Origin of the sequence: Nonomuraea fastidiosa (assembly GCF_042751225.1) — a bacterium.
In the GTDB taxonomy this organism is placed as follows: Bacteria; Actinomycetota; Actinomycetes; order Streptosporangiales; family Streptosporangiaceae; genus Nonomuraea; species Nonomuraea fastidiosa.
The window spans coordinates 7,786,563-7,805,617 of record NZ_CP170570.1 but is presented as its reverse complement, the minus strand read 5'-3'; the positions used below and the strand labels follow the sequence as shown (position 1 = coordinate 7,805,617).

The 19,055-nt window shown below is 72.4% G+C and carries 13 protein-coding genes; 3 read left to right on the top strand and 10 right to left on the bottom strand.

What is annotated here, in order from left to right; translation table 11 throughout:
* Positions 1 to 26 precede the first annotated feature (26 nt).
* Positions 27 to 1,187 (bottom strand): erythromycin esterase family protein, encoded by a 1,161-nt coding sequence (locus ACFMQL_RS35945; RefSeq protein WP_364050378.1) that lies wholly within the window; start codon positions 1,185 to 1,187, stop codon positions 27 to 29.
* A gap of 286 nt (positions 1,188 to 1,473) precedes the next feature.
* Positions 1,474 to 2,325, bottom strand: a complete 852-nt coding sequence (locus tag ACFMQL_RS35940; RefSeq protein WP_378789258.1) for a helix-turn-helix domain-containing protein — start codon at positions 2,323 to 2,325, stop codon at positions 1,474 to 1,476.
* Positions 2,326 to 2,486: 161 nt separating this feature from the next.
* Between ACFMQL_RS35940 and ACFMQL_RS35935 the strand changes: the two genes are divergently transcribed.
* A complete protein-coding gene (locus ACFMQL_RS35935; RefSeq protein ID WP_364050384.1) occupies positions 2,487 to 3,248 on the top strand; it encodes a class I SAM-dependent methyltransferase in 762 nt (253 codons plus the stop codon).
* A 58-nt stretch (positions 3,249 to 3,306) separates the two neighbouring features.
* Here ACFMQL_RS35935 and ACFMQL_RS35930 read toward each other — a convergent pair whose 3' ends face one another.
* The 7 genes from ACFMQL_RS35930 to ACFMQL_RS35900 all read right to left on the bottom strand — a co-directional run bounded on the left by ACFMQL_RS35930 (position 3,307) and on the right by ACFMQL_RS35900 (position 13,417).
* Positions 3,307 to 5,268 (bottom strand): SpoIIE family protein phosphatase, encoded by a 1,962-nt coding sequence (locus tag ACFMQL_RS35930; RefSeq protein WP_364050387.1) that lies wholly within the window; start codon positions 5,266 to 5,268, stop codon positions 3,307 to 3,309.
* Positions 5,269 to 5,623: 355 nt separating this feature from the next.
* Positions 5,624 to 7,321, bottom strand: a complete 1,698-nt coding sequence (locus ACFMQL_RS35925) for a CBM35 domain-containing protein (protein WP_364050390.1) — start codon at positions 7,319 to 7,321, stop codon at positions 5,624 to 5,626.
* 5 nt (positions 7,322 to 7,326) lie between these two features.
* Positions 7,327 to 9,252, bottom strand: coding sequence for a glycoside hydrolase family 127 protein (locus ACFMQL_RS35920; protein WP_378789255.1), 1,926 nt, complete (start codon positions 9,250 to 9,252; stop codon positions 7,327 to 7,329).
* 18 nt (positions 9,253 to 9,270) lie between these two features.
* Positions 9,271 to 10,104 carry a carbohydrate ABC transporter permease gene (locus tag ACFMQL_RS35915; protein ID WP_364050396.1) on the bottom strand — a complete coding sequence of 278 codons (834 nt, stop codon included), beginning with the start codon at positions 10,102 to 10,104 and terminating at the stop codon, positions 9,271 to 9,273.
* Complete coding sequence (locus ACFMQL_RS35910) at positions 10,101 to 11,045, bottom strand: sugar ABC transporter permease (RefSeq protein ID WP_364050399.1); 945 nt, start codon at positions 11,043 to 11,045, stop codon at positions 10,101 to 10,103. The genes ACFMQL_RS35915 and ACFMQL_RS35910 overlap by 4 nt, the downstream gene beginning before the upstream one ends.
* 7 nt (positions 11,046 to 11,052) lie before the next feature.
* The gene (locus tag ACFMQL_RS35905) at positions 11,053 to 12,324 is read right to left on the bottom strand and encodes an extracellular solute-binding protein (protein ID WP_364050402.1); all 1,272 of its coding nucleotides are present in this window, start codon (positions 12,322 to 12,324) and stop codon (positions 11,053 to 11,055) included.
* A 64-nt stretch (positions 12,325 to 12,388) separates the two neighbouring features.
* Positions 12,389 to 13,417 (bottom strand): LacI family DNA-binding transcriptional regulator, encoded by a 1,029-nt coding sequence (locus ACFMQL_RS35900; protein WP_378789252.1) that lies wholly within the window; start codon positions 13,415 to 13,417, stop codon positions 12,389 to 12,391.
* Positions 13,418 to 13,797: 380 nt separating this feature from the next.
* Here ACFMQL_RS35900 and ACFMQL_RS35895 point away from each other — a divergent pair, with 380 nt between their 5' ends.
* Positions 13,798 to 17,415 (top strand): LamG-like jellyroll fold domain-containing protein, encoded by a 3,618-nt coding sequence (locus ACFMQL_RS35895; protein ID WP_378789250.1) that lies wholly within the window; start codon positions 13,798 to 13,800, stop codon positions 17,413 to 17,415.
* A 193-nt stretch (positions 17,416 to 17,608) separates the two neighbouring features.
* Here ACFMQL_RS35895 and ACFMQL_RS35890 read toward each other — a convergent pair whose 3' ends face one another.
* Complete coding sequence (locus tag ACFMQL_RS35890; protein WP_364050411.1) at positions 17,609 to 18,214, bottom strand: TetR/AcrR family transcriptional regulator C-terminal ligand-binding domain-containing protein; 606 nt, start codon at positions 18,212 to 18,214, stop codon at positions 17,609 to 17,611.
* 90 nt (positions 18,215 to 18,304) lie between these two features.
* On the opposite strand from ACFMQL_RS35890, the gene ACFMQL_RS35885 reads away from it, so the two are divergent.
* Complete coding sequence (locus tag ACFMQL_RS35885; RefSeq protein ID WP_378789248.1) at positions 18,305 to 19,042, top strand: SDR family oxidoreductase; 738 nt, start codon at positions 18,305 to 18,307, stop codon at positions 19,040 to 19,042.
* The last annotated feature ends 13 nt before the right edge of the window (positions 19,043 to 19,055 follow it).

Genomic DNA, 19,055 nt, shown 5'->3' with positions numbered 1-19,055 from the left:
CTGGGGACGAGCCCTGCGCGCGGGCGTCACGTCTCGTCGGTGGCCTCGCGGACGAAGTAGACGCCGTCGGTCACGGCGATGTGGGCGGGGTCGAGGGGGAAGTACGCGAAGTCGGACGAGACGCGCGGGCTCAGGCCGGATACGGCGGCGGCGAGTTCGGCGCCGTCGAGGAGGCAGCGGTCCCAGGGGAGGGCGGCCATCAGGCCCTCCACGGTGCCGGGGGCGGGGGCGTCGCCGGAGACCGTGCCGAGTGCCGAGGCCAGGAAGGCGTAGCCGTCGCCGAGCCGGGTGCCGGCGATCGCGCCGGCACTCGACCAGCGCAGCACCTCGTCGCCGAACCGCATGTGGGCCTCGTTGCGCTGCAGGTGCAGGTTGTGGGAGAAGAGCAGGGCGGGGCCGTGCCGCTCGGCGATGGCGACGAGGTTGGCGGCCATCATCGCGTCGCGCAGGGCCGACAGGCGGCCCCAGCGGGCGGGCGAGTCGTCGGCCAGCCAGTAGTGGTAGCGGAGCAGGCCGGTGGCGGTGCGGGCGTACAGCTCGGCCTGCTCGCGCTCCTCGGCGCTGAGCTGCGGCGCCTGCATGTCGAGGCAGGCGGCCAGGTCGTCGGCGATGATCCGCAGCTCGACGGCCTCGGGGGAGCGGCCGATGGAGCGGGCGGGATTCATGGCCGACTCCTCGTCCTCCCAGCGCTCGTCGGCGCCGAGCAGCGAGTCGAGGGTCTCGCGGGTGCAGGGGAGGGGCTCGTGGAGGAGGTCGTACAGGCCGGTCAGCGCCTCGCGCGGGCTGCGCGCCCAGTATTCGAGCGGGCCGTCGAAGCCGAAGAAGCGCAGCTTCGCGTCGTGCTCCTCGTTGTAGGCGCGCATCCACTGGACCAGGTCGCGGTTGCCGGACATGGCGCCGAAGCCGTGGCTGAAGCCGTGCTCCATGACCTCGTCGAGGCTGCCCTTGCCGGTGGTGACGTAGTCGTCCACGATGCGCGCTTTGAGGCAGTCGATCTCAAGGGCGATCGCGCGGTAGCCCTCGTGCTCGACGAGGTGGGGGAAGAGCTCGTTGCGCAGCGCGCGCAGCTCCTTCACGCGGTGGGTGGCCTCGCCGAGGCCGAGCAGGCGGGGGCGGGAGGGCAGGGAGTCGAGGAACGCCGACAGGGCCGCGCCGTCGAGGGGGTGCGCTGTGTCCTTGATGTCCATGCCCTCAACGGTATCGTTGAACCTCCGGTGTGAACTTGGCTGATGAACAGGCCGGACTCTTCGGCCAAAGTCTCAATCGTGGAGTTCAGGTGGTCGGTTCGGCATCCGGGCGCGTCCGCTATCCGCAGCGGGTCGTCGTGGTCGCCCGATCTCGAGACGGCCGCCGTCTCGAGGTGCGCGTGCCCGCGCGCGCCCGCAGTGGGCACGCGTCTGGCCGCCGGGGCGATGGGTGCCGCGATCGCGCACGGCGTCACGGGTGCCTTCACCGACGCCGTGCCCGGCGTGGTCAGGTGGGGAGGCGGTCGCGGTCGGGCCAGGCGACGTCGTCCACCGAGAGGAACGGCGTGGCCGCCACCGCCGCCGGGGTCATCCCGCTGAACGCCACCACGTCCCGGTGCAGGTGCGACTGGTCGGCGTAGCCGCTGTCGGCCGCCACCGAGGCGGCATCCTGCCCGGCGGCCAGCCGGTGCACGGCGTGGTCGAAGCGGATGAGCCTGGCCACCCGCTTGGGCGTGAGCCCGGCCTGCGCGCGGAACCGCGACCACAGCCGCTTGCGGCTCCAGCCGACCTCGTCGCCGAGCCGCTCCACGCGGATCCGCCCCCGGCGGGCCACCATCCGCCGCCAGCAGTGCGCCACCTCCGGGTCCACCGCCCTGCGGGCGTCCTCGCGCCGCCTGATCAGCGCTGACTCGGCGATCGCGAACCGCTCCTCCCACGTCGGGGCGGCGGTCAGGCGTTCCTGGAGACGTACGGCATCGCGTCCCCACAGGTCGTCGAGGGAGACCACCGCGCCGCCCAGCTCCGGCGACGCGCCCAGCAGCTCGTGGGCGAGCAGCGGCGTCAGGCGCAGCTGGAGGCAGGAGGTCTCCTTGGTGAGTCCCCGCCCCCGTACGCCGTTGGGGGCGAGGCCGGAGACGACGCGCCCGCTCTCTCGTGCGCCGAGATCGTCCTCGATGACGAACGACGGCTCGCCCAGCTCGATGAGGACCGTCACCGCGGGATGGGGCACCAGCGCGAGCTCGTGGTACTCGTTGGCGTGGTCGCTGAACCCCGCCATCGCCAGCCCCGGCAGGCGGACAGGCCGCGACGGGACCGCGATGTCCCACCGCGGCCCGCGAACCGGTTCCGCCGAACGCACGCCGACATCGTACGTCCGGGCATCACGGCCGGAGCGGCCACCCGGACCTGCCCGATGGCCCGTCTTCGGCCTGGCTCCTGGGCGGGTCGGCGGCCGTTGCGACGTCCCTGGTCTCGCGCGCGATTCCCCGGACGTGATCTGCGCGTGCCAGGATGCTCGGCATGTCGCAACGCGCCCTGAGCTTCGGCATGATCGCCGCCGCCTACGAACGCTTCCGGCCCGGCTACCCGGACGAGCTTGCCGACCTGGTCATGGCGTACGCCGGCAGGCCGGTCACGACGGCGCTGGAGATCGGGGCGGGGACCGGCAAGGCCACGCGGCTCTTCGCCCGCCACGGCGTCGCCGTCACCGCGACCGACCCCGACCCTGCGATGCTCGCCGAGCTGCGCAAGCACGTACCGGCGAACGTCACCACCGTGCGGGCCGCGTTCGAGGACCTGCGGCCGGGCGAGACGTACCCGCTGGTGTACGCGGCGGCGGCGCTGCACTGGACGGACCCGAGCGAGCGCTGGTCGCGCATGGCCGCGCTGCTGGAGCCGGGCGGCGTGTTCGCCTCGGTCGGCGGGCCGCTGCGGCTGTGCGATCCGGCGCTGGAGGAGGCCGTGACCGAGGCGAGGAGGCCGTTCATCGCCGACGACACGATCCCGGCCCCCGACGGCACGCCGTCCGACGCGCCCATGCAGTGGCCGGGCAGCGAGCTTGAACGGTCGGAGTGGTTCCGCGACGTGCGGCAGGAGGTGATCCCGCGGCGTGTCGTGCTGAGCGCCCGTGACTACGCCGGTCACCTGTCCACGGTGTCGGCGTACCTGATGCTGCCGGACGAGCGGCGCGAGCAGGTGCTGGGCCGCATCCTCGAGGTGCTGCCCGAGACCGTGGAGCTGAGCGGCGACCTCACCGTCCACCTGGCCCGCCGCATCGGCTGACCAGGGGGAGACGCGCAGGTCGCGAGCACGCGGGGCGGGCGTCAGGCGCGCACGGGCGTCATGCGCGGATGCGGGCGGCGAGCAGGGCGACGTCGTCCTCGGCGCTCTCGCCCGCCATCGTCCGCACCACCGCGTCGCAGAATCGTTCGAGCGGCAGCGCGGCGGCCGCCTCTAGGGCTGTGCCGAGCCGGTCGATGCCCGCCTCGATGTCGGCCTCCCTGGTCTCGATCAGGCCGTCGGTGTAGAGGACGATCCTGCTGTTCGGCGGCAGGTCCACCTCGATCGAGTCGAACCCGCCGAACCCGAGGCCGATCGGCGTGCCGGTGGGCGGGCGCGGGAAGGAGACGCGGCCGTCGGGGTGCACGACGGCGGGCGGCGGATGCCCGGCCGAGGCCAGCCGGCAGCGTCCGGTGGCCGGGTTGTAGACGACGTACAGGCAGGTGGCGCCGGCCATGCCGAGGCGTGTCCCCGGCGGGTCGGAGTTCTCGTCGGCGAGCCGGATCAGCAGGTCGTCGAGGCGGCCGAGCAGCGCGCAGGGCGGCTGGTCCACGTATGCGAGCGTGCGCACCGCCATCCGCAGCCGCCCCATGGTGGCCGCCGCGTGGATGCCGTGGCCGGTCACGTCGCCGACCACCAGCGCGAGCCGGCCGTCCGGCAGCGGGATCGCGTCGTACCAGTCGCCGCCCACGTCGTGCACGTCGGACGGCAGGTAGCGGGAGGCCAGATCGACCGAGTCGATGCCGATCAGGCGCGGCGGCAGCATGTTGCGCTGCAACGCCAGGGCGGCGGTGCGCTCGCGGGTGTACTGGCGGGCGTTGTCCAGGCTCAGCGCGGCCCTGGCGCCGAGCCCTTCGGCGAGCCCGAGGTCGCTCGTGGTGAACGGCACCCGGTTGTCGGTCCGGACGAACACCGCGACACCGAGGATGTCGCCGCGCGCTTTGAGCGGCACGATGATCAGCGAGTGCATGCCGACGGCGTGGATGATCCTGGCCCGGTCGGGGTCCTGGTCGAGCCAGGTGCCCGGCGCGGTGTTCAGGAACGGCTCGAAGTGGGAGCGGCCCGATGCCAGCACGGCGGTGAACGGCGACGACGGCGGCACGAACACCGCCTCGCCCCGCTCCCACAGCGACTCCGGCAGCCCGTCGTGGATGGAGGCCACGCCCGCCCGGTAGAAGGCGGGCACGCGCATCTCGGTCGCCTCCAGCCGCTGCAGGGGCTCGACACCGGGCAGCACCGCCTCGGCCAGGTCCACGGTGACGTAGTCGGCCAGCGCCGGCACCGCCAGGTCGGCCAGCTCCTGCGCGGTGCGGCGGACGTCGAGCGTGCTGCCGACGCTGATGCTGGCCTCGTGCAGCAGGGTCAGCCGGTCGCGGGGGTGGCTGTGTCCGATGTCCAGCACCATCGAGCACAGGCCGACCGGGCGGCCGTGCTCGTCGTCGAGCCGGAAGAACGAGGTGGACAGCTTGTGCTCGTCGTGGCGGCCCGGCGACGTCCAGTGCGCCTCGCGGTCGATCTGCGGTACGCCGTCGGCGAGCACCTGCAGCATCGCCTCGCGGGCGGCGCGGGCGTCCAGGCCCGGCTCGGGGTCCGAGAGGCGGCGACCGACCTGGTAGTAGGGGAACACGTGCTGCAACGCCTGCGCGGCCCTGTTGCGCCAGACGCAGCGCAGGTCGGTGTCCCAGATTGCGATCGCCATGGGGGTGCGGTTGAGCAGCGGCTCCAGGAAGGGGCGCATGGCGGGCAGCTCGGCGGCCGGGGCGCGGGGCTCGTCCGGCGGCGCGCCGTCGAGGCGGACGAAGACGCGCCCGCCCTCAGGGTTGCGGATCTCCAGCAGGCCTTCGCGCCTGTCCGCTTGCGGGGATGCGGGGAAGAGGAGTTGCGCCAGCTCGCGGCCGAGCGCCGTCTGGAGCGGGATGCCGAGCAGGTCCTCGGCGGTGCTGCTCCAGCCCGTCACGGCGCCTTCGATGTCGATCGTGACGACCGCCGGCTCCCTGCTGGGGCGGCTCGCGGGTGTGCCCATGAGGCATCCATATCCCGCCCAAGCTGTAAATATGCCACTTTACCTGCGCAAATGGATCCGCCGTTCGGAGCCGCGCCGTCCGGTGCCGCCCCGTCCCGCGTCGCCCTGTCCGGCGTCGCCCCGTCCCGAGTCGCCCCGTCCCCTGTGGCGCCGTCTCGCGTGTGGCCCCCCCGGGGCGGGACGCGGTTCTGCGTGCGGCACGCGTGGGATCGGGGCGGGGCACGGTCCTGCGGGCCGGACGCGCCGGACGGGGCGCGGTGCTGGGGCACCGTGCGCGGCGGATGGGGGCGCGGTCCCGGGGGTGCCGCGTGCGCCGGGTCTTCCCCGGCGCACGCGGCGGGTCATCGCCGGTCGGTCAGGTGAGTTCGATGTAGTCCAGCTCGGCGTACCCGGTGCCGCCGGAGAAGTACGGCGACCCCTTGGCCAGGCGGATCACGTTGTACCCGGCGCGCAAGGACACCGTGGTGCTGACCGTGGCGCCGAACTGGCCCCACGACGGCGTCGGCGGGTAGCTGACCGTGGTCCACGGCCCGCCGTTGTAGGCGAGCCCCTGCGTGGCGGTCGCCCCGGTGGCGTTGGCGTAGCCGATGGTCAGCGTGTACGTCCGTGCGCTCGGCACGTTCACCACGAAGTCCACGTAGCTGTCGGTACGCGGGGTGCCGGAGTTGTCGATCCGCCCCACGTACCCGCCGCCCGAGGCGCTGGAGGAGGTGAGCCGCTGGGCGCGGAAGACGGAGGCGTTCTCGGCCTCGTAGCGCTGCTGGTAGGCGGGAACGCCCGAGACCGGCTCGACGAGGAGCTGGTAGGCGCTGGTCGCGACCATGTCGGGCACGGACACGCTGAGCCGCCCGTCACTGACCTGCCGGGTGGTGGTGGAGACCACGGTGGGCGCGGAGACGGCGGTGAAGCGGCCGCTGGACGGCGTGGACAGCAGCGTGACGCGCACGCTTGAGCCGAGCGCGCCGATGCCGGTGAGGTTGACGGTGTTGGTGCCGGACTCGTTGCCGAAGACGACGTTGACGACTTTGCGCGTGGGGTCGTAGGCGGCGAAGCCGTCGAGGCCGGACGAGGTGGTGGTGGTCGTGACCATGTTCCCGGCCATGTCGCCGTACCACTTGTACAGCCACCACGTGCCGGTCGGCTGGGAGTTGCCGGTGACCAGGCCGTTCATGGTGCCGTACTCGTACCAGAAGGCCCGGTGCGCCGACTCGACGCCGCCGCGCTCCAGCTTGGCGACGTAGCTGGCGATCCTGCCGGGCACGTCCACCTCGGAGGGCGCGGCGTACTCGTTGATCGACAGGCGGCGCGGGCTGATGCCCAGGGACGCCTCCAGGTTGCGGTAGTCGGCGATGTCGGCGGCGATCCTGTCGGGGTTCTGCAGCTCGTGCCAGCAGATGATGTCGGGCAGCGTTCCGGTGTCGCGGGCGTGGGTGAGGAACGACTGCATCCAGGAGCGGCTGTAGGTGGCGGTGCTGGGGCCGACGATCGGGGTGAGCGGGTCGAGCGCGCGCACCGCCCGGTAGGTGCGCACCCAGCCCTCGTTGAACGGCCCCGCGGCGGAGGTGTTCCAGGTGTAGTCGGGCTCGTTCCACAGCTCCCAGGCCAGGACGTTGGTGACGGTGGTGGCCGCCAGCCGGGCCCTGACCATGGTGTCGACTTTGGCGAGCCAGTCGTTCCAGCTCACCCACCGGTAGGGGAAGTCGGGGTAGATGTCGGGCATCCGGATGTACTGCCCGGCTCCGACGCGGTCGGCCTGCGGGGCGATGAGCAGGGAGTCGCCGCCGGGCGGCTGGCCGTTGGGGCGCTGGCCGACGCCGGGCGCGGGCTGGGTGAGCGAGTTGACCCTGAGCGGCAGCAGGGTCGAGTCGGCGGGGCGGTTGTTCTCCGCCAGGCCGTAGAGCCCGCCGGTGGCGGCGTGGGTGACGGGCCGGAACGGCCGGGAGACGTCGACGGTGAGCGTCGCGCCGGCCGCCGCGGCGGGGGTTGCTTCGGTCACCACGGTGGCGGCCGTGGTGACCAAAGCTAAGGCGAGCGCGGTGAGCGTTCGGGCCATGGGGGTCAGGCTCCTTCCTGTATCGGGGGGTACGAGGGGCGCAGGTCGGTGGCGAGGGGCAGGAAGATCCGCATGGCGGCCGGGCCGCGCCGCGCCCACCCGTGGTAGGGCCGCAGCGGCACGTCGAACCAGTCGCCGCCGTCGCCGTCCACGGGCCGGTCCCGGTACGACCAGGGGGCGTCGGGGAAGGCGCGGGCCCGGCCGCGGACGAGCGCGCCGCCCTCGACGGCGCGCGGCGCGGAGCCGGGATCGATGACGAGGGTGTCGAGCAGGCCGGGGTCCGGCAGGTCGTGCGACTCGACGCACAACACCTCGGGGCCGCGCTCGACCGCGACGCAGCCGCGTACGGCGTCGATGCGCGGATCCGGCCAGGTGAAGCGGGGCGTCACCGGCAGCTCCAGCACGATCTCCGCACCGGCGGCGAACGCCCGCCGCACCCGCACAAAGCCCGGCTCGACCGGCCGGGTGCGCCCGCCCTCGGTGAGCGTGGCCCCGGAGGCCCAGGCGGGCACGCGCAGGGAGAGCGTCCACGGCCGGTCCGAGCCGTCCACGACGCGGACGCGGACAGTGCCGCCGCCGGGGTAGGCGGTCTCGACGTCCACCGCCACCGGCGGCCCGCCGGGCAGCTCGGCGCGGATGCGGCAGGAGGCGTACTGCAGCAGTTGCAGGCCGTCGTCGTCGCTGGTGGCGAGGTAGCCGTGCAGGCCGGCCAGGGTGCGGGCGACGTTCGTCGGGCAGCAGGACACGTCGAACCACGCCGCCCGCTCGCCCGCCTCGGCGCGCGGGCTCACCTCGTCGGGGTCGGCGGGCCGCCCGGCGGCGCGCTGGTGCAGCGGGTTGGCGTAGAAGAACGCCCGCCCGTCGGCGCTGGGCGAGACCGCGACGACGTTGTAGAGCGTGCGCTCGATGAGGTCGGCGTAGCGGACCTCGCCGGTGGCCAGGTAGAGCCGCCAGGACACCATGATCGAGGCGACGCCGGCGCAGGTCTCGCAGTAGGCGCGGTCGGGCGGCAGCTCCCAGTCCTCGCCGAAGCCCTCGTCCTGGTGGCGCGAGCCCATGCCGCCGGTGATGTACGTGCGCCGCGCGACCGAGCGCTCCCACTGCCGCCGCACGGCATCCAGCAGCTCGCCGTCGCCGGTCTCGACCGCGACGTCCACCGCCGCGGCGGCCAGGTAGAGCGCCCGCACCGCGTGGCCGCGCCACACCTCGGCCTCGCGTACGGGGATGTCGTCCTGGAAGTACGCGCGGCCGAGCGGGATGTCCTTCAGCCTGCCGTGGCCGCGCCGCTCGATGAAGAGCCTGGCCTGGTCGACGTAGCGCGGCTCGCCGAGCGCGCGGCCGAACTCGGCGAGGCCGACCTCGATCTCCGGATGCCCGCACACGCCGTCGATCCCGCCGGGCCCGAACGCGCGGCACACGTGGTCGGCGGCCCGCCGGGCGATGCGCACCAGGTCGTCCTCGCCCGCGGTGCGCAGCCGGGCCACGGCGGCCTGCAGCAGGTGGCCGGTGTTGTACAGCTCGTGCCCCATCTCCAGGTCGCTGTAGCGGGGCGGCCGTCCCGGATGGCCGAAGCAGGTGTTGAGGTAGCCGTCCGGGTCCTGGGCGCGGGCGATGCGGGCGGTCAGCCGCTTGATGGCCGCTTCCGCCTCCGGGGCGCCCGAGCGGGCGCTCTCCCAGGACAGCGCCTCCAGCAGCTTGTAGACCTCCGAGTCGGAGAACGACCAGCCGGGCCGGTCGGGCCCGGTGGTGCCGTCGGCGACCCGGTCGAAGTTGGCGAGCCAGCCGAGGCGCTCCATCCACGACTCGCAGTGGGCGAGGGTCGCCGTGGCGTTCACGGCCTGGCGTTCGCCCCAGAACCCGCCGGTGAGCGAGACCTGCGCGAGCCCGAGGGGGCGCACCCGGCCGTGGGAGGGCAGCACGGGGCTGGTCATACGGCGTGTACCTTTCTGTCAGTCCTTGACGGCGCCCGCGGTGACCCCGGCGGCGATGTACCGCTGCGCGAGGACGAGCAGGACCGCCGCGGGCAGCGACGCGATCACGGCGGTCGCCATGATCGAGTTCCATTGCGTGGTGTTGTTGCCGATGTAGCGGAAGATGCCGAGCGTGATCGGGATGACGTCGCTGCTGCGGTTGAGCGTGGAGGCGAAGATGAAGTCCGACCACGCCCACAGGAACGCGAACAGCGACACGGTGATCACGGAGTTGCGGCTGAGCGGCAGCACGATCGAGCGGAACGCCCGCCACGTGCTGGCCCCGTCGATCTGCGCCGCCGCCAGCACCTCGGCGGGAATGCCCGCCATGAACGCGCGGAACAGCAGCACTCCGAACGGCACGGCCAGCGTCGAGTCGGCCACGATCAGGCCCCAGACGGTGTTGAGCAGCCCCAGCCGCAGGTAGACGGCGTAGAAGCCCATGGCCATCACCACGGCGGGGATCATCTGCGCGGCCAGCAGCAGGAAGTCGAGCAGGCGGGTGCCGCGCGGCCGCAGCCTGGCGAGGGCGAACCCGGCCGGCAGCGACACCACCAGGGTCACGACGACCGTGCCGAGGCCGATGAACAGGCTCGTCGCCAGCGCGGGAAGCTGCTGGCCGAGCGCGTCGGCGTACCCCTCGAAGGTGGGGTTCCACGGGAACCAGTGCGGCGGGTCGGCGCGCAGGTCGCGGGTCTTGGTGAGCGAGACGTTGACCATCCAGTAGACGGGGAAGAGCATCACGCCCGCCAGCACGACGCCCAGCGCCGTCTTCCAGCCGCTCCTGGCGGTCTTCACATGGCGGGTCTTCATGCGGTCTCCTCCCTCTGCAGGCGCACGTGCGCGAGCCCGGCGACGAACGCGATGAGGATGAGCAGGTTGCCGACGGCCGCCGCGGGCGAGAAGTCGGGCTGGCCGGTGCCGAACGCCTCCCGGTACGACCAGATGGCCAGCGTCGTCGAGGCGTCGGCGGGGCCGCCCCGCGTCATGATCCAGATGATGTCGACGACCTTCAGCGTGTAGATCAGCCCGAGCAGCAGCGTGATCAGCGACACCGGCCGCAGCAGCGGGAACGTGATGCGGGTGAAGCGCTGCCACGGCCCGGCCCCGTCGAGCCCGGCGGCCTCGTACAGGTCGGAGGGGATGTTCTGCAGCCCCGCGTAGAGGATCACCAGGTTGAACGGCACGCCAAGCCAGATGTTGGCGATGGTGACCGCGAGCAGCGAGGTGCCCGGCGAGGTCAGCCAGTTGATCTGGCCGATGCCGAACGCCTGCAGCGCCGCGTTCACGATGCCGTTGTCGCTGTTGAGCAGCCACGACCAGGTGGAGGCCGAGACGATCAGCGGCAGCAGCCACGGCACCAGGAACAGCGCCCGCAGCACTCCCGACAGGCGGAAGTTGCGGTGGAAGAAGACCGCCAAAGCCAGGCCGATCGCGTACTGCGCGGCGATGGAGGCCAGCGTGAAGACGGCGGTGTTGCGCAGCGCCCGCAGGAAGGTGTCGTCGGACAGGATCGCGCGGTAGTTGTCCAGGCCGGTGAACTCCGCGTCGCCCTGGATGAACGCCCGCGGCGTGTAGTCGTGCAGGCTGAGGTCGATGTTGCGGTAGAGCGGATAGGCGTAGAAGACGAGCAGGTAGACGATGAGCGGGGCGAGGAAGGCGGCGGCCGTCCAGCGCCCCGTCCGCCGCCCGCGGGAGGCGGCGTGCGCCGCCCCGCGCACGGCGCCCGTCCGGGTGTGCGACTGCGAGATCATGAGCCGCTCAGCCGCCGGTCGCCTGCTTCGCCTGGGCCTGCGCCTGCTTGAGCGCGTCCGCGGGGCTGGCCGCGCCGCTCAGCGCCTTCTGCACGCCGGTCCACAGCGCCTCGGAGATCTTCGGGTAGTCGGTGCCGAGGTTGTCGCTGGTGCGGCCCTTGGCGGTGCGGACCGCGTCCACCCACGGCTTCAGGCTCGGCTCGGCGTCGAGGATCTGCTGCTGCCCTTCGGCGGTGGAGGGGATGTAGTACGCGAACGTCTTACCGGTCTCCACCAGCCCCTCGGGCGTGGTCATGCACTCGAGGATCTTCTTGGTGACCTCGTAGCGCGAGGTGTCCTTCTGCACCGGGACGGTGATGAACTCGCCGCCGGTGGGGGTGGGGGCGACGCCGCCGTTCTTGGCGGGGATCTGCACGACGCCGGTCGGGAACTCGGCCTTCCTGGCGCTGTCGATCTGCCAGGTGCCGTTCTCGGCGAAGGCGAACTCGCCGGTCAGGAACTCCTCCCAGGTGGTGTTCTGGGAGTTGCTGATGACCGAGTTGGGGGCGATGCCGCTCTTGACCCACGACGTCCACAGGTCCAGCGCCTCGACGGCCTGCGGCGAGTCCAGCGCGGTGAGCTGCGCGCCCGCGCCCCAGAACCACGGCAGGAACTGGAACGAGCCCTCCTCGGTGCCGATGGCGGCGAACGTGATCGGCTTCTTGCCGGCCGCCTTCACCTTCTTCAGCGCGGCGTCCAGCGTGGCCCAGTCCTTGATCGAGTCAGGGTCCACGCCGGCCTCGTCGAGGATCTTCTTGTTGTAGTAGAGGGCGAGCGTGTTGGCGCCGATCGGGATGCCGTACGTCTTGCCGTCCAGCTCGCCGGCCGCGATCAGGTTCTTGTCGAAACGCGAGGTGTCGAGGCCGAAGTCGGCCATGGTGGTGAGCATCCCGGCGTCCGCGAGCGTCGAGACGGCCGGGTTGTCGAGCAGGATGACGTCCGGCGCGTTGCCCTCCTGGCCCGCGAGCAGGGCCTGGTTGGTCAGCGCGGTCGTGTCGTAGGCGGTGCGCTCGATGGTGACACCGGCCTTCTCGCCGCAGGCGTTCACCCGTCCGGCCCAGGCGGAGGACTTGTCGTGCTGCGGGTACGGGTCCCACCACGTGTACGCGCCGCCCGAACCCGACCCCGTGGCCGAGCCGGACCCGCCCTGCGGGGCGGACGCGCAGGCGGTGAGGGCGGACAGCGCCAGGACCGCGGTTCCGAAGACCGCCGCCCTGGCGGACACCGACGGACGGTTCATCGATTCCTCCAATGTTAACGCTCACATTCGGAGCGTGCCGGACTGATGGGGGGTGAGCGGGTGGTCAGGGGGAGTGGGGGCGCGGGGGAGCGGTGCTGCCCCGGTCGACCAGCTCGGGCGAGATGAAGCGCACCACGAACGGCTCCCGCCTGGCCTGCGCCGACTCCACGCGGCGCACGAGCTGGCGCACCGCCATGGCGCCGAGCCGGTCGGGCGCGCTCTCGATGGAGGAGTAGGGCAGCGAGAACGTCGCGGCGAACTCGGCGGAATAGCGCCCGATGACCGACAGGTCGCCGGGCACCCGCAGCCCGCGCTCGTAGGTGACCGAGGGCAGCGCCGCCGCGGCCGCCTCGTTGTTGATCAGCAGGCCGGTCGCGGCCGGATATCTGTCGAGCAGGTCGTGCAGCAGGCGGCCCACGGCGGGCTGCCGCGACTCGCCGTAGACGGCGTGCAGGGTGACGCCGAGCGCCCGGGCGCGCTCCAGCGCGGCGTCGCGCAGGCGCCACACGTACGCGCCGCCCCGCTCCACCACGTGCTCCGGCTGCGAGATGAGGATCAGCTCGCGGTGGCCGAGCCGGTGCAGGTGATTCACCATCACCCGGCCGGCCTCCTCGAAGTCCAGGTCGAACACGTCGAGCCCCGAGCAGTCGCCGGGCAGACCGACCAGCGCGCCGGGCTGCGGCGCGGCGCGCAGGATGGGCAGCCGGGCGTCGTCCTGTGCGATGTTCATCAGCACGACGCCGTCGACCATGCGCGAGTCGGTGATGCGCCGCAGTGCGCGCACGCCGTCGGCCTCGGTGACCAGCAGCGTGTCGTAGCCCAGGTCGCGTGCGGTGTTGGTGACGCCCAGGATGTACTGCATCATCGCGGGCGCGAACTCGTCCTCGTGGAACTGGGCGAGCAGACCGAGGACCTTGGTCTGGGCGGTGGCGAGGGCGCGGGCGCCCGCGTTCGGCGTGTACGCCAGCGCCTCGGCGGCGGCCAGCACGCGCCGGCGCACCTCCTCCGAGATGGGCCGCTTGCCCGACAGCGCGTACGACGCCGTGCTGCGGCTCACCCCGGCCTCCCGGGCCACGTCTCCGATCGTCGCCACTCTCACCTCCAGATTCGTCGAACCGGTTCGACGGTCGCGTTGCGGTGCTCCCTCGCATCGTCGCTCCGGGCTCGCCTTCTTCAGGGAATCGGGGCAGGGGAGACCGCGGTCGCGGCCTCCGGCGGTCACCGAAGGAGGCGAACCGGTTCGAACGATGTGGCTCGACTGTTGCTCCGCCGCACGGCGGCCGTCAAGGAGGAGCCGGGGCGGCGATACCGAATCGTGACATGCCGGAAATATGGGTCGGTGCGCCGGTGGGCTTCCGAGCTGGGGCGTTGACGGACGCGGCCGGGGCTGCGTAACGTACCCGTAACCCTGCGGTCGCGTTGCGCTGAAGCTCCCTCGGCTCTGTTAGCGCTCACATCCCCAGGGACGTACGCATGCCATTCCCGCGCCTGACCAGGGCGTTGTGCGCCGGGCTGCTCCCGGCCGCGCTCGCCCTGCCGTTAACCGCCATCCCCTCGAACGCCGCCGTCCCGGAGCCCGTGCTCGTCTACGAGTTCGACGCCGACGACGTCACCAGCGGCACCGTCACCGACTCCTCCGGCAACGGCCTGGACGGCGAGCTGGTCAACGCCGGCACCGCCGAGCTGGTGGACGGCGCGTCCGGCGGGCACGCGCTCAGCCTGCCCGGCGGCGCGCCCACCTCGGACGGCGCCTACGTCAAGCTGCCCCTGGAAGCGATCAAGGGCAGGACCGATCTCACCGTGTCCGCCCGCGTCAAGTGGGACGGCACCACCGCCCCCTGGCAGTGGATCTACGCGCTCGGCAAGGACAACGTCCGCTACCTGTTCAGCACCCCGTACAACGGTGACGGCCGGCTGCGCACGGCGGTCACCACCTCGGGCGGCGGCGGGGAGGCGCAGGTCACCGGCTACGCGCCGCTGCCCGCGAACGCCTGGAAGACGCTGACCGTCACCCTCGACACGGTCGCGAAGCGCGTCACCACCTACCTCGACGGCGCCGCCGTCGCCTCCGCGCCGACCACGATCACGGCCGGTCAGCTCGTGGACGACGCCACCACCTTCGCCGGGTTCATCGGCCGCTCGTTCTACCCGGACCCGCTGTTCGACGGCGCCGTGGACGACTTCCGCATCTACGGCGCGGCGCTCACCGCCGAGCAGGTCGCCGAGCTGGCGGGCCCCGCACCCGAGCCGGGCGAGCTGAGCAGGGACTCCTTCGAGGTGCGCACGGTCATCGGCACCGCGCCGGACCTGCCGCCCGCGGTCCGCGCCGCCTTCTCCGACGGCTACGACCGCGACGTCCCCATCACCTGGGATCCCGTGGACCCCGGCGACTACGCCTCCACCGGCACGTTCACCGTCAACGGCACGGCGGCCGGGCGGCCCGTCACCGCCAAGGTCACCGTGGTCCGGGAGGGCCAGATGGTCATCGACCTGGCCAAGGACACCGGCCCCTTCCACGGCGGCGCGTCCGGCACGCTCTACGGCCTCTACGGCCCGGGGGTGCCGACCAACAACCTCATCGAGGGCATGAAGCTGCGCACGGTCTCCACCAAGGCGCAGGACGGCCCGCAGCACCCCGGCGCCGACGCGCTGGAGGTGGTCAAGCCGCTCGCCGACAGCACCGGCGGCGACGTGTACATCTACATGACCGACATCCACCGCGGCTTCCCCTACCAGTGGCCGGGCGACACCCCCGAGGAGAAGCTCGCCACGTACCGGGAGAAGATCGCAAAGCAGGTGGATCAGGTGCTGAAGCTGGAGCCGAAGTACCGCGAGCACATCGTGTTCGTGCCGTTCAACGAGCCCGAGGGCAACATGTTCGGCACCGGCGAGTGGAGCTACAACGGCGTGAGCTGGCTCAGCGACCCCACCGACTACTTCAGGGCGTGGGACGACTTCTACCGGCTCATCAAGGGCAAGCTGCCCTCGGCCCGCATCGCGGGCCCCAACACCAGCGTGCTCTACTCCCAGGTCAAGGGCTTCCTGGAGCACACCGTCGAGGCGGGCACCGTGCCCGACGTCATGACCTGGCACGAGCTCAGCCACCCCGAGCAGGTGCGCGAGAGCGTCAAGCGCTACCGCGCGATGGAGGCCGAGGTCTTCGACGGCACTGAGCACGAAGGCAGGAAGCTGCCGATCAACATCAACGAATACGCGTTCAACTACCACACCTCGGTGCCCGGCCAGATGATCCAGTGGATCTCCGCCTTCGAGGAGTCGAAGGTGGACGCCGACATCGCGTACTGGAACATCGACGGCAACCTCAGCGACTCGGCCGTGCAGGCCAACCGCGGCAACGGCCAGTGGTGGCTGCTGCACGCCTACGGGCAGATGAGCGGGCACACCGTGGCCGTCACCCCGCCCTACCCCGGCCAGAACTACACGCTGCAGGGCGTGGCCACGCTGGACGAGGCCAGGCGGCAGGCCCGTGCGATCATCGGCGGCGCGAGCAGCGCCGGGCACATCCGTTTCGAGAACGTGCCGGGCGAGGTGTTCGGCGGCAAGGTCCACGCCTGGATCAGGGAGATCCCGTGGACCGGGCAGATCGGCGACTCGCCGCAGCCGCGCGTCGTCGCCGAGCGCGACCTGCCCGTCTCCGGCGGCGCCGTGGTGCTCGACTTCGGCGCCGGTGACCTGCCGAAGCTGACCGAGTCGTCGGCGTACGAGATCGTGCTCTCCCCGGCCGGAACCGGCACCGTGACCGCGCCCGCGCCGCACCTGTGGGAGGGCTCGTACGAGGCCGAGGACGCCGCCCACAGCGGCACCGGCTACAGCCGCAACGGCCCCGAGGGCTCCCCGTCGGACGTGTCGAAGTTCTACACCTCCGGCGGCTACGACGTCGGCGGGCTGCGCACCGGCTCCGACGTCGTTCTCGACTTCACCGTCGAGGTGCCCGAGACCGGGGACTACGACCTGAGCGTCTTCGCCAACTCGCTCAACACCTACGACGCGGTACGCGAGCAGGGCCCCACGAACGTCTTCGTCCGCGTGGACGGGGGAGCGGAGCAGGAGCTGTTCCTGCCGCTCGGCTACAAGTGGGTGGTCTGGGACCACGCCGACACCACGGTGCGGCTCACCGCCGGGCGGCACGTCATCTCGCTGGCCGCGCGCAGCCTCGACGGCGAGCGGGCCACCACGGGAGACGCCATCGTGGACCGGATCGTGCTGCGGCTGCCCAACCCGGCGGCGGGCACCGCGATCTACGAGGCCGAGCTGGCCGAGCTGAGCGGCGGGCGCACCGCGTACGACGTGAAGGGCGGCAAGGTGTCCGGCTCGGGCGGCGCGGTGCTGGCGCGCGGCGAGACGGCGACGTTCTGGGTGTACTCGGCGCGCGACGCCGCCTCCGTCCTCGACCTCAAGCTGCTCTCCGGCACCGCGAAGGTGGCCGTCAACGGCATCGAGGTGCTCGGCGACGCCACGCGCGGCCACGCCGCCGCCACGGTGTCGCTGTCGGGCGGCGTCAACAAGGTCACCGTCACCGGGCGCTCGGGCAAGGCGGTCATCGACCGGCTCGACGTGCGGCCGGACGCGAAGGCGCTGCCCGGGACCGCCTACCAGGCCGAGTCGGCGCAGCGGGCCGGTACCGCCGAGGTCGCCTCGCTCAGCCAGGCCGACGGCGGGGCCGCCGTCACCGGCGTCGGCGGGCGTCCGGGCAACGCCAACACGCTCACCTTCACCGTGCGCGCCGACGCCGCCGGCACGTACGCGATGCGGGTGCGCTACTCCAACCCCGAGCAGTCGCCCGCCACCCACTACAACCCCGACCCGCTGGCCCGGCACGCCGACATCACCGTCAACGGCGGCGAAGCTCAGCGCGTGTCGTTCCCGCACACCTTCCACGAGAACAACTTCTGGGAGCTGACCGTCCCGGTGCGGCTGAAGAAGGGGACCAACACGATCGCGTTCGCCAGCGAGGAGCTGCCGAACTTCGACGGCGACAGCTACGCCTCCGACACCTGGCCGGGAATCCTGCTGCGCTCGCAGTACGCGCCGGTCATCGACAAGATCACCATCGCCCCTTACAGCCGCTGACAGCGGTTTCCAGAGGCCGGTCTGCGAGGGCCGCCCGCCATCGGCGCGGGCGGCCCTCCGCGCGTCCGGGGCCGGCTCGGCCCATGCGTCGTAGGCCGCCTGCCGCCCGGGGCGGGGCGCCTCGCGCGGCGCGGCGGCTTTACGGGGGCGCGTCGCGCGGCGCGGCGGCTTCATGGGGCGGCGCCATGCGCTGCTACGCCTCGCGCGGCGCCGCCCCGTAGAGGGCCTGATCCACCAGGCGCTCGGCGATCGAGGCGTCGAAGTCGACCTTGAGCACCAGCAGCCGGTGGTAGCAGGCGCCCCACAACTGGTCGACGATGACGTGCAGGTCGGCGTCCTCGCGGAGCTGCCCCTGGCGCTGGGCGATGCGCAGCCGTTCGACGGCGAGGTCACGGCGCGGGATGGCGTAGCTCTGCGACCAGGCGGCGGCGAGGTCGGGGTCGAGCTGGGCGGCGCCGACGAGCTGCGAGACGGGTGCCTGCGCGCCGGACTCCTTCAGCCACCGGACGAACGCCTCGAGCTGCGTGATCAGGTCGGCGCGGATGTCGCCGGTGTCGGGGAACTCCAGCAGCTGCCTGCTGTGGGTGAAGTACGCCTCGGCGGCCAGCGCCCCAGGCGACGGCCACCACTTGTAGAGGGTGGTCTTGCTGCAGCCGGCCTCGGTCGCGACCCGCTCGAACGTGACCGCCGGCATGCCGTCGCGCAGCAGGATGCGCCCGGCGGCCTCCAGCGCGCCGGCGCGCACCTCGGCGGCGGGCCGGCGGCCCCGGCCTCGTCGTACGGCTGCGGTCTCGGACATCGGCACCTCTCTCATATGGACGGAATGTTCATATTCTGTGTATGGTTGGAAATGAACGAATAGTCCATATCTTACTGGAGGGCACCGACCATGCCCGATGACACCCCGCGTGTCGCCCTGATCACCGGCGCTTCCGGCGGCATCGGCAGGGCCACCGCCGAGCGCCTGGCCCGCGAGGGCTACGCGATCGTCGTCCACTACGCCGGCGGCAAGGAGCGCGCCGAGGAGGTCGCGCAGGCCGTCAGGGACGCGGGCGGCCAGGCCGTCATCGCGGGCGGTGACGTGGCCGACGAGCACGCGATGACCGCGGTGTTCGACCTCGCCGAGCGCGAGTTCGGCGGGCTCGACGTCGTCGTCCACGGCGCCGGTATCATGCCGACCGCGCCCATCGTCGACACCGACCTCGACACCTTCGACCGCATCCAGCGCGTCAACGTGCGCGGCACGTTCGTGGTGGACCGGCTCGCCGCCCGCCGCCTGCGCGCCGGCGGCGCGATCATCAACCTGTCCTCCTCGCTCACCCGGCTGCAGGCCCCGACGTACGGCGCGTACGCCGCGTCCAAGGGCGCCGTCGAGGCGATGACGCTCATCCTCGCCCGCGAGCTGCGCGGACGCGACATCACCGTCAACGCGGTCGCGCCCGGCCCCACCGCCACGCCGCTGTTCTTCGCCGGCAAGAGCCAGGAGACCATCGACCACATCGCCTCGCTCAACCCCATGGGCCGCCTCGGCGAGCCCGCCGACATCGCCGAGGCCATCGCCTTCGTCGCCGGACCGGGCCGCTGGGTGAACGGCCAGGTCATCTACGTCAACGGCGGCGCCGCCTGAGCCCGGCGCGCCC